The organism is Lysinibacillus sp. NPDC096382 (genome assembly GCF_044762845.1).
In the GTDB taxonomy this organism is placed as follows: Bacteria; Bacillota; Bacilli; order Bacillales_A; family Planococcaceae; genus Lysinibacillus.
Genome location: NZ_JBIWFC010000001.1, coordinates 771,962 through 782,561 on the forward strand (window position 1 = coordinate 771,962; position 10,600 = coordinate 782,561).

11 protein-coding genes are annotated in these 10,600 nt (G+C 37.7%); 7 read left to right on the forward strand and 4 right to left on the reverse strand.

Annotated features, from left to right (window positions below):
* Positions 1-187 precede the first annotated feature (187 nt).
* The 3 genes from ACIQZA_RS03730 to ACIQZA_RS03740 are packed head-to-tail and all read right to left on the reverse strand — an operon-like array spanning position 188 to position 1,933.
* On the reverse strand, positions 188-1,021 hold the full coding sequence (locus ACIQZA_RS03730; protein WP_402879668.1) for a DUF4097 family beta strand repeat-containing protein: 834 nt from the start codon (positions 1,019-1,021) through the stop codon (positions 188-190).
* Positions 1,021-1,623: a DUF1700 domain-containing protein gene (locus ACIQZA_RS03735; RefSeq protein ID WP_402879666.1), complete on the reverse strand. Its 603-nt coding sequence runs from the start codon at positions 1,621-1,623 to the stop codon at positions 1,021-1,023. Before ACIQZA_RS03735 ends, ACIQZA_RS03730 begins: the two co-directional genes overlap by 1 nt.
* Positions 1,613-1,933 (reverse strand): PadR family transcriptional regulator, encoded by a 321-nt coding sequence (locus tag ACIQZA_RS03740; protein ID WP_400937403.1) that lies wholly within the window; start codon positions 1,931-1,933, stop codon positions 1,613-1,615. The genes ACIQZA_RS03735 and ACIQZA_RS03740 overlap by 11 nt, the downstream gene beginning before the upstream one ends.
* A gap of 199 nt (positions 1,934-2,132) precedes the next feature.
* Between ACIQZA_RS03740 and ACIQZA_RS03745 the strand changes: the two genes are divergently transcribed.
* The 7 genes from ACIQZA_RS03745 (at position 2,133) to ACIQZA_RS03775 (ending at position 10,143) form a co-directional block, all read left to right on the forward strand.
* Positions 2,133-2,804, forward strand: a complete 672-nt coding sequence (locus ACIQZA_RS03745) for a TetR/AcrR family transcriptional regulator (RefSeq protein ID WP_402879664.1) — start codon at positions 2,133-2,135, stop codon at positions 2,802-2,804.
* A gap of 2 nt (positions 2,805-2,806) precedes the next feature.
* Entirely contained in the window at positions 2,807-3,568 is a 762-nt protein-coding gene (locus ACIQZA_RS03750; protein WP_402879663.1) for a CPBP family intramembrane glutamic endopeptidase, read from the forward strand.
* Positions 3,569-3,943: 375 nt separating this feature from the next.
* Positions 3,944-4,780 (forward strand): 3-methyl-2-oxobutanoate hydroxymethyltransferase, encoded by an 837-nt coding sequence (gene panB, locus ACIQZA_RS03755; protein ID WP_402880249.1) that lies wholly within the window; start codon positions 3,944-3,946, stop codon positions 4,778-4,780.
* Positions 4,780-5,634 carry a pantoate--beta-alanine ligase gene (gene panC, locus ACIQZA_RS03760; RefSeq protein WP_402879661.1) on the forward strand — a complete coding sequence of 285 codons (855 nt, stop codon included), beginning with the start codon at positions 4,780-4,782 and terminating at the stop codon, positions 5,632-5,634. Before panB ends, panC begins: the two co-directional genes overlap by 1 nt.
* Before the next feature lies 1 nt (position 5,635).
* Complete coding sequence (gene panD, locus ACIQZA_RS03765; RefSeq protein WP_142508342.1) at positions 5,636-6,019, forward strand: aspartate 1-decarboxylase; 384 nt, start codon at positions 5,636-5,638, stop codon at positions 6,017-6,019.
* Between the two features lie 127 nt (positions 6,020-6,146).
* Positions 6,147-8,918, forward strand: a complete 2,772-nt coding sequence (gene dinG, locus ACIQZA_RS03770) for an ATP-dependent DNA helicase DinG (RefSeq protein ID WP_402879660.1) — start codon at positions 6,147-6,149, stop codon at positions 8,916-8,918.
* 832 nt (positions 8,919-9,750) lie between these two features.
* Entirely contained in the window at positions 9,751-10,143 is a 393-nt protein-coding gene (locus ACIQZA_RS03775; RefSeq protein ID WP_400937416.1) for a DUF378 domain-containing protein, read from the forward strand.
* A gap of 150 nt (positions 10,144-10,293) precedes the next feature.
* Here the strand turns inward: ACIQZA_RS03775 and ACIQZA_RS03780 are convergent.
* Positions 10,294-10,600: transposase (locus tag ACIQZA_RS03780; RefSeq protein ID WP_402879658.1), on the reverse strand; the 307-nt coding region annotated here is incomplete at its 5' end.

Sequence of the window (10,600 nt, forward strand, 5' to 3'; positions counted from 1 at the left end):
CTGATTGCTATAATAAAATCCCTTACTAATACATTCATATGGGTATAGAAATATTATATAATAAATGGAAAATTCTTACTACTATTCAAAGGGAGGAACGTAATCATATAATAATCTTATTAAAAAGACAGAATCACAAAATGTAATTCTGCCTTATCAGTGAAGAAAATTGAATCGGTAGCCTACTTTATTTCAACCTTAATTGTAAGTCACCATGTGAAATAGTTGCTTTTAGTTGGTTATCACCGTTATAAGGTTTCGATACCTTGCTGTTTTGATCCTCGTCATCAACAGTAAGATCCCCAAAGTCAGTTTGTAATTCATAGCCAAATTCACTTTTTTTATTTTGTAAATGCAGTGTAGCGTCCCCAAAGTCAGACGTAATAGTGGATTGACCATTTAATGTTCCATCAATGTCCATATCACCATGTTCACTTTCGGCAACAAAGCCATTACTTGAAAATTGTTGTAGCGTCATATCACCAAATGATTGTGTAATCTCTGTTTTATCACCAGTAGTGTCTTTCAAAAATATGTTTCCAAAATCTTCAATTAGATTTAACTCCTGATATTTCAAACCACGAATGGTTGTATCTCCAAAATTACTATCAAGGACAACGGTTTCCAGTTTTACATCTGCAGGAACATAGATTTTAATGGAAGGAGTTCTAAAGCTAGCAAATCCGAATTGAAAACGATTCTTCTTCTTACTCTTTGTTTCAACAGTTAATGTCTTATCTTTAATACTGTACGTCACATCATCATCATTAATAACATTTGTTTCTAATGCATAACGATCACTAGTAACAATTTCAACATCTCCATAGTGATTAATAATATTGAGATTAGTGAAATCATCTAGTTGATAGGAATTGTTTACTAGTTTATTGTTCTCGGGCAGTTGGATACCTTCATCATTTATCTCAAAACTCCATTTTCCACCAGAGAAATAACCAACTAAAGCTAACAGTACGCCTAAAGCGATCATAGTAATGGCAATATGGGTATGTCGGGAAGTCATTAGTAACCCTCCTTCCGTTTCTTCGTTATTTTATGGAATAGTTTACTTAATGCTTCAACACAAACAATAACGATTGTTTTGATCAAACGAGCAACGATTGGGAAAAGTAGGATGCCCAAACCTGTTATGATAAAGCCAACACCCATAAAGAGTAATGCTGTTGGCCAGTCCTGAGTTAAAATGAAGAAGCTTGAAATAAGTGCAGCGATTCCACCGAAAAAGATACTAAGTACGGTTGCAATAATGGCAATAATAACGCTGAATATAACTGCCCCAAATGAAAAAATAAGTGCTATAGCTACTACAAGTAACGGTAATGAAAGTGGGGCAGATAATATTGCTAGAATGATAAGCCACATCGCAGACACATTCTTCTTAGTTGAAGTTGAGGTTGCCTCTAAATCCTTTAATGCATAGTCCGCTATTATTTGTGATGCAACATGGGAAGGGGAGCCTAGTTGTTGAATGACCCGCTGTTCGTTTTCCTCTCCTGCTTCATCGAAATATTCCTCATAATAGGCAAGCGCAGCATCAATCTCATGCGCTGGAAGACGTTGTAATTTCCCCCGAAGCTTTTTCAAATAGCTTGCTCTATTCATCATATTTCCCTCCTAAAAGTACATAATCAACCATTTCTTTATACTGTTGCCATTCTTTTAATAGCTCTAGTAATCGTATTCGACCTTGCTCGGTAATTTGGTAATACCGTCTATTTCTGCCTTGATAGGGCTGATCGTAGGTTGTTAAGCAATTTGCTTTTTGTAAACGACGTAATACTGGGTACAGCGTAGATTCTGATATATCCATCACGGATTGTATTTGCTGTGTTAATGAGTAACCATAAGCATCCTCTTTATCGACGATGGCGAGTACACAAGCGTCAAGTAAAGCTGAGCCAAGTTGAAATGTCATCTTTCCTCACCTCACAATGTAAGACCTATACAAGGTTTCATATTATACGTCATATAGTATGGTGGAAGTATATTACATATATCATTAATTGTCAATTTTCATAAAAAAACTCAAGAGAAACATGTTGTTGACAATAAAAGGCAAATTGATTACGATAAAAATGACAATAGTGTCATTTTTATGTTTGGAGGTAGAAATAATGCCAAAGGTAAGTCATGAATATGTACAGGAAAAGAAAAACAGCATTTTAGAAGCAGCTATAGCAGTATGTAAAGTCAAGCCACTTTATGAAATTACGATGAGGGATATTATTAAAGCGTCAGGAGTAAGTCAGGGTGGGATTTATCGTTATTATTCAGACTTGGATGAAATACTTATTGAGGTTATTAATCAAGTAAATGTTAATGCAGACTATAAACATATTATCGATGAAGTTACGTATACGAGTGATTCTCCCACAAAAACAATCATTAAATTATTTAATTTTCTCGGAGAGTACATGAAGGAAAACGTATCAACAGTGGGCAAAATCCAATTTGAGCTTACGATTTTATGTGCTAACAATCCAGATAGAGAAAAGAAAATTTTATCTGGCATTTATGAGAATGAAAGTGGGCAATATTTTACGCAACAAATTTTTCATTCAATCCATGAGGGTATTTCTTCAGGATGCTTTCAGCTTGAGATTTCGATAGATGATTTATCTACCTTTATAATGACATCCATTGATGGCATTGTGAGAGACGTTGTCTTGCAAAAATGTTACGGGGTGTTCTCAAATGATCAAGTGCAGTTTGATGAGATTCGATTGATGAATACACTTTGCAAATCCGTATTGTTACTATTGGGTTCGAAAGAAGGAGAGGATTAAAGTTGGGAATAGAGGTAAGAAGATTTCTATTTTATACCTTTGCAACGTCTTGGATCATATGGGGCAGTTTAGCCTTATTAACACAGCTAAATTTGCTGAAGTTTGGTAATGCAATATCAATGCTGTTATTTATTCTCGGCGGAATTACTCCTGCAATTTGTGAGATTTGGTTGAAAAAGAAATATTCGACTAAAGAAGAGTTCAAATCATTTATCCATAATGTGAAAAATCCTAAGCATCCTGTATCTTGGTACATATTTGCAATCGGATTGGCATTTATGGCTTGTTTTTTACCAACGCTATGGGACGGAGCAACTATGGAGAATCCAATGTATTTGGCGTTACTTGAATTACCAATCATGATTATTGGTGGAGGATTAGAGGAAATTGGCTGGCGTGGTTTTTTACAGCCTACATTACAAAAAAGATGGTCTCCTTTCACGAGTACAATGATTGTGGGTGTTATTTGGGCAGTCTGGCATTTGCCATTATGGTTTGTCATTGGATCAAATCAAATGAACATGAATTTCCTATGGTTTTCTCAAACAGCTTTAGCGCTGTCCTTTTTATTAACAATCATTTACCTCTCTACTAAAAGTATTTTTCTCTGTATTATTTTCCACGCTTTCATTAATTCATTTTGGGATGTCTTTGTACCAGCTACAAATGTAACGTCTGGTTTATTCACATTTTTATTTGCTCTGTTTCTATTTACAATGTTTGAAGTTTATCGAAAATCAAACTTTCAGAAACGAATGGTTTGAGTTTGGTAATAGTTATTGATCGTAATTATTAGAAAATAATATTTGAAGATTACTAGGAGAATCTGTTATAGTATGTGCGAAGGGCAGTATCCTTTTGTGAACGGCACCTTCAAAACGCAAGTACAATTTACAAAAATATCTGCCTTGATCTTTTAATGACAGGGACGGAAGAAAACAAGCGTTCAAAAATATAACTTTATACAATGGAATGGGCAATTCTCTCAAAGAGAGTTATTCCCTTATCCCTTTATTAAGTTATGGCCTCTAATCAAAAACGAGAGGTGATTTTTGATGACGAACGACACTACCCTTCTGTCCATTTTAGGAACAGAGGGGTTTTTCTGTTTTCTTTCCTTAAAAAAGGAGGACTACATGATGAAAACGACTTCAGATTTTTTAAAGATGAAGGCAGCAGGTGAGAAAATCGTTATGCTCACTGCATACGATTATCCTGCTGCAAAATTTGCCGAGGAAGCAAGCGTCGATATGATTCTAGTGGGAGATTCACTAGGTATGGTAGTACTTGGCTATGATTCTACAATGCCAGTAACAGTGGTCGATATGGTTCACCATGCAAAAGCAGTGCGCCGAGGGGCAAAGGATACGTTTGTTATTGTGGATATGCCATTTGGTTCATACCACGGTGATGTACACGAGACGTTGAAAACGGCCGTATCCATGATGCAGGAAACAGGAGCAGATGCATTAAAGTTGGAAGGAGCAGACGATGTTCTACCAGCAATTCGTAAATTAACGTCAGCTGGCATTCCGGTGGTAGCTCATTTAGGTTTACTACCTCAATCAGCAGGAGTGCTTGGTGGTTACAAAGTTCAGGGTAAAACAGCTGAACAGGCAAAGAAACTCATTGAAGATGCAAAAGAATGTCAAGAGGCTGGAGCATGTGCAGTCGTCTTAGAATGTATTCCGCATCAGCTAACAGAGATGGTATCCGCTAATCTCATTATTCCAACAATCGGCATTGGAGCTGGTGTTGAGGCTGATGGACAAGTGTTGGTTTATCATGACATGTTAAGCTACGGTTCACATCATGTACCAAAATTTGTGGAACAGTTTGCTAATATGGGTCAAGAAGCGAGCCGTGGAATCGTTAGTTACGTAGAAGCGGTCAAGGCAGGTACATTCCCTGCGCCTAAGCATTCCTTCACGATGAAAGAGGAAGCGCTGGATCAGCTATATGGGGGCGTAAAGTAATGAAAGTCGTCACTACAGTCCAAGCATTAACCGTAGAAATCCAGGCAGCTAAGCAAGCTCAAAAAACAATTGGACTCGTTCCAACAATGGGGTATTTACATGAGGGTCATTTAACGCTAGCAAAAACAGCTCGTGCCGAAAATGATTTAGTCGTTATGAGTATCTTTGTCAACCCAACACAATTTGGGCCAGACGAAGACTTTGAAAGCTATCCACGTGATTTACCACGGGATACTGCTTTAGCAGAGTCTGTCGGTGTAGATATTATTTTCGCACCGAGTGTTGAAGAAATGTATCCGCATGATGGTGGTATTCGTATTCATGCGGGTGAACAGGCAACTATTCTTTGTGGAGCGAGCCGTCCAGGCCATTTTGATGGCGTTTTACAGGTTGTATCGAAATTATTTCACCTAGCACAGCCGACACGAGCTTATTTTGGACAAAAAGATGCACAACAGGTTGCTATTATTGCTACGATGGTACGCGATTTTAATTTCCCTTTGGAATTGCGAGTAGTACCCATTGTACGGGAGAAGGACGGTTTAGCGAAATCCTCTCGTAATGTGTATTTAAGTGAAGCGGATCGTCTTGAGGCGCCAGCAATTAATGAAGCACTACAGCTTGCTCGTGATAGCTTTTTAACGAATGGTGATGGTGCGAATGCGCTTGCAAAAGCAAAGGCACACATTGCAGCACGCACACACGGTCACATCGACTATATTGAACTATTAGCATATCCAGATTTAATACCTGCGACTGCTGAGACGGAGCAAGTGCTTGTAGCTGTAGCCGTCTATATTGGTAAAACTCGATTAATTGATAATTGTATCTTTAATGTGAAAGAAGGATTGTAATATGTTACGAATGATGATGAATAGTAAAATCCACCGTGCTACAGTGACACAAGCAGATTTAAACTATGTTGGATCTATTACGATTGATGAGGATATTTTAGATGCAGTAGGGATGCTACCAAACGAAAAAGTGCATATCGTTAATAACAACAATGGCGCACGTTTTGAAACATATATTATTGCAGGGGAACGTGGATCAGGCGTTATTTGTGTGAACGGTGCAGCAGCTCGCCTAGTGCAACGTGGAGATATTGTGATCATTATTTCTTATGTATACGTAGATAATGCAGAGGCAAAAGATCATAAGCCAACAGTAGCTATTATGGGCGAGGGTAATATAATTAAAGAAATGATTGCCTATGAGCCAGAAGCAACGGTGATGTAATAGAGAGGAAGCATGTACAAATTGTACATGCTTTTTTTTGTGTTTAATCTAAAGAGGAGAAGGGATGCCGTTGAGCGAAAAATGTGATAAAATTCATCTATCTAATGTGAACTGTGAGTTGAGATGTATGATGGAAAGTCAAAAGTATGCAATTGTTGATTTAGAGACGACTGGTCATTCACCGGCAAATGGGGACCGAATGATTCAAATAGCAATTGTTATTATGAAAGAGTGGAAAATTGAGCGCACCTTTACGAAGTTTATTTATCCAGGTAAAGCTATTCCAACGTTCATTCAGGATTTAACGCATATTACGGATGAGGATGTAAAGGATGCCTTGCCGTTTGAGGCACATGCCGACTACATATACGAACTGCTTGCTGATTGTGTATTTGTCGCGCATAATGCGGATTTTGACTTATCCTTTTTACAAGCAGAATTTAAGCGAGCAGGTTTACCGAAATGGCAAGGTAAAAAGATGGACACGGTTGAGCTTGCCAAAATATTGTTCCCAATGTCACTGAGCTTTAAGCTAGGTGATTTAGCGGCAGATTTAAATATAGAGCTAACAAATGCACACCGAGCAGATGACGATGCCCGAGCAACTGCTGAGCTTTTTAAACATTGCTGGAAGGAGTTACTCAGCCTCCCTCAGCTAACTCTTGAACAAATGCATAAACGTTCATTCAGATTGAAATCAAATTTATCCCAACTTTTCTTTGAAGCTCTTCAAATTAAACGACAGCATGTAACTGCTAATGAGAATGTCTCCTACTATCGCAATTTGGCTATTTGTGATGGAAGGAAAAAGTATACAAATCATGAGGAGATTGTATCATATCCACAATCAGCAGCTGACAAAACAGCATTAATGACAAAGGCTATGTCGAACTTTGAGCAACGACCGGCGCAATTTGAGATGATGGACACTATTTGGCAAGCGCTCAATGACAAAAGGGAATGCGTTATAGAGGCTTCAACAGGCATTGGTAAAACAGCGGGCTATCTACTTCCTGCGATTTTATATGCTCGAGCAGTCGATAAAAAAATTGCGATTAGCACATATACGTCACATTTGCAGGAGCAGCTTGTTGAAGAAGAGCTACCGAAGATTGAAAAAATCGTTGGCACTAAAGTAAATATTGCTGTTCTTAAGGGCATGCAGCACTATATTGACGTTGCACGTTTTGAGCAATGTATGGCTTATGCTGATGAAACTTATGATGATACCTTTACGATTTTGCAGATTCTCGTTTGGCTGACTAAAACAGAAACAGGTGTGTTAAGTGAGCTCAATGTATCTGGTGGTGGCCAACTATTTTTAGAAAAAATCCGCAAAATGCCTGATGAAAAACCTTCAAAGGGTTTTGATTTCTATGAACAAGCGTTAAAAAATAGTGAATTTGCTGATTGTATTGTAACCAATCATTCTATGGTACTCAGTGATTTAGTCCGTCAAACACCGATCTTTACAAAAATTGACGGATGGATCATTGACGAAGCACATCAATTTATACAATCTGCCATGCAGCAGGACGAAGTTGTCTTCTCCTATACGCAGTGGAAGTATATTTTCGGTCAAGTAGGAACGATGGAGGAAACTGCTTTGTTCCAGCAATTTAGTCAGGCCGCTAAGAAAAAACAACGTGTTTCTATGCAAAGCTTGCAGCGACTAGATGCACAATTTATACGTCTACAACGGACATTCGATGAAACTATTCAGCGAGCTGTTCAAAAAATGCAGCAACAAATAAAAGGGAAACAAGCTAGTAGTAAATGTACTTTGTTTTTAGAGGATGTAACGCTAGCAAAAGAACCTCTATTACAAGTAAGTAAGATTACACAGCAGTGGCTTGATCTTGCAACAGAAGTAGGACAGGCTTTTAAAAATAATATTGAGCAATTAGATAAAAATGAGCTCTATATATTATCGGAATGGCATTATTGGATCCGTGAATTAAAAGTGAAAATCGCTGAATGGGAGGAAATTTTCCTAGCGTCACAGGATGATAATTCAGTGTGGTTAGAATTCGATTTACGGAGCGTTCCAGGTAGCTTACAAGTCTTTAAAAAGCCTGTGAATGTCACGCCGATCATTGAAAAAGTACTGGCACCGCTTCGTAAGCAGGCAAGCATAGTATGGACTTCTGGTACTTTGACTGTACCAGGCAATGAGCGTTTTGTGACGCGCCAACTCGGTATTTCTGATAGTGTGCCAGTCAGAAAGCTACAAGCGCCCCCATCTTATTATGCAGGAGCGAAGGCATTTATTGTCACAGATATGCCCGATATTCAACATGTGTCACAGGATGAATATATTGAAGCGGTCGCCCAGGCGATTACACGTACAGTACGGATGACGGAAGGACGTTGTTTTGTCCTATTTACCGCACAGGACATGCTTCGAAAAACAGTGGAGCTTATTCAAGATAGTGAACTCCTTGATGACTATATGCTCTTTGCACAAGGTGTAACGGGTGGTAGCCGTATGCGAATCCTGAAATCATTCCAAAAATTTAGCCATGCCGTTCTTTTTGGTACAAACAGCTTCTGGGAAGGTGTAGACGTTCCGGGTGACGCACTTGCATCGGTTATTGTTGTACGCCTGCCGTTCTCCTCACCAGAAGAGCCTGTATTTAAGGCGCGCGCAAAGCATATTACTGCACAAGGTCGCAATTCCTTCAATGAGCTATCACTACCAGAAGCCATTATGCGTTTTAAACAAGGCTTTGGTCGTTTAATCCGTTCATCGCAGGATAAAGGAGCCTTTATCGTTTTAGACCGCCGCATTTCAACAAAGTCGTATGGTAAGGAATTTATCAAGGCGTTACCACCGATTGATGTTAAAAAATTACAACTACCTGAGTTGTTAAAGGAACTTAATAATTGGCAGAAATAGTTGGAACCTCTTTTCTGCTCAAAATCTTAAAAGTGTGAGAAATCAATGTCTAAAGTTGATGTCTCACGCTTTTTTGGTGTGAAAATTTTATTAGTTTGCCCCTAGATAAAAGTACCTTTTACTGATTTTCCCTAATCCTAAATTTATTTTTTAAAAATTCGTACCAGGGAATACCAATAAAGAATAGTGACAATAGAAGACAAAAAAGTAAATCATTTGTTTGGACACCATCTGCAAAAAGGATTAGTGATACGGCTAAAAATGCTAAAATCCTAATGATTATCAGTTTTTTCATAAAATACTCCCCTTCTTTTTGTGTTAAAGTGCAAATGTTTTTTGGAGAAGAATGGTAGTGAATTTTATTTATAGACTATTCACCTATATTATATGTGATTTATGAAATTTTTGGTAATTATAAAACTTTCTGCTCTATTTAAATAGCCAATTGGTAGATGATTTGGATAGTATTTCTTCGATTTTTTCAAAGACCATAAGAACAAGAATAGGATATGATGGCGTAAACCAATAAGGACAATGCAGAAGGTGAGTTGGAATTTTCAGATACAGTAAATAAGCAGCTTTTAAAAAAGTGGTTTATTACCTTCAACTTTGTTTGTAATATAACTTAGCCTTAGGCATGCCTTTGTATAAATAAGCGGTTACTGCTAAAAATAAGACCGTCAAAATGAGCGAGTTAATTTACACAATAAGTATTTGTAATTTTACCACTTGTTATGACAATTTTTTTGCAAGAACGACGCTTATTATACATGTGAAGAATGAACTTCCGGTGTATTACTGCTTCGTATTTACAAGTGAAGGAGGTGTAAACGTGAGCGTAGTTTATAGAATCGCTTTAGTGTTAGTGATCATAGGCGCAATCAACTGGGGACTTATAGGATTCTTTAGATTTGATTTAGTTGCCTATTTGTTCGGTGGACAAACAGCGGTATTATCACGATGGATTTATGCATTCGTTGGATTAGCAGGACTAGTATCCTTACCTGTTCTTATTATGCGATTTGATGAGGACGAAGATCTTGTTCCTGATTTAAATCATGACCATGACCATCATACTCGCATAGACAGAAATCCAAACTATAGTATGGAGTTCGGTGATGAAGCAGATTTTACTGCTTTAAAAACAACTAATGTGCTAAAAGAAGAAAAAAAGGATTCACATAGTAAAAATAAAAACAACAACAAAAACAAAAACAAAAAATAACCTCGAGTTTATTCCTCAAAAAAACTGATGGCCGTTTGGTGAGGGCACTGAAAAACTTACGTTTTCATAAAAGCGAACCTTTCTCAGATAAAAATAAGGCACTTCTTGTTCGATTTTGAACAGGAAGCGCCTTATTTCTGTCTCTATTCCTTATTCATTTTCATTTAGTAGCTTTAATATCCGTTTCAAATTGACAGCGAATATCGTTGTAGCACCTTGAATTCCCATGCCAAATAGACCCGCAGTCGATGCCGTATCGTACCCGTGTCCGTTTTTTAATTCACTATTCTTCGCTTCTACTTTGTAGCGATTTGCGGCTAATTGCTTAAATGCTTCCGTATTTTGAAATGCCTCTTGTTCGGCATGTGTATCCGACTTAATTGTGACAGAATATGTTTTACTTTTTGCGCCTTCTTTATAACAGCCCTCTCTCATTGGACATACTTTGCATTTTTCA

Excerpts from the sequence above, each read along its gene's own strand:
- panB (WP_402880249.1), top strand. The coding sequence starts at position 3,944 with ATGAAAACGACTTCAGATTTTTTAAAGATGAAGGCAGCAGGTGAGAAA.
- ACIQZA_RS03740 (WP_400937403.1), bottom strand. The coding sequence starts at position 1,933 with ATGACATTTCAACTTGGCTCAGCTTTACTTGACGCTTGTGTACTCGCC.
- dinG (WP_402879660.1), top strand. The coding sequence starts at position 6,147 with ATGATGGAAAGTCAAAAGTATGCAATTGTTGATTTAGAGACGACTGGT.
- ACIQZA_RS03745 (WP_402879664.1), top strand. The coding sequence starts at position 2,133 with ATGCCAAAGGTAAGTCATGAATATGTACAGGAAAAGAAAAACAGCATT.
- ACIQZA_RS03735 (WP_402879666.1), bottom strand. The coding sequence starts at position 1,623 with ATGATGAATAGAGCAAGCTATTTGAAAAAGCTTCGGGGGAAATTACAA.
- panD (WP_142508342.1), top strand. The coding sequence starts at position 5,636 with ATGTTACGAATGATGATGAATAGTAAAATCCACCGTGCTACAGTGACA.
- panC (WP_402879661.1), top strand. The coding sequence starts at position 4,780 with ATGAAAGTCGTCACTACAGTCCAAGCATTAACCGTAGAAATCCAGGCA.
- ACIQZA_RS03730 (WP_402879668.1), bottom strand. The coding sequence starts at position 1,021 with ATGACTTCCCGACATACCCATATTGCCATTACTATGATCGCTTTAGGC.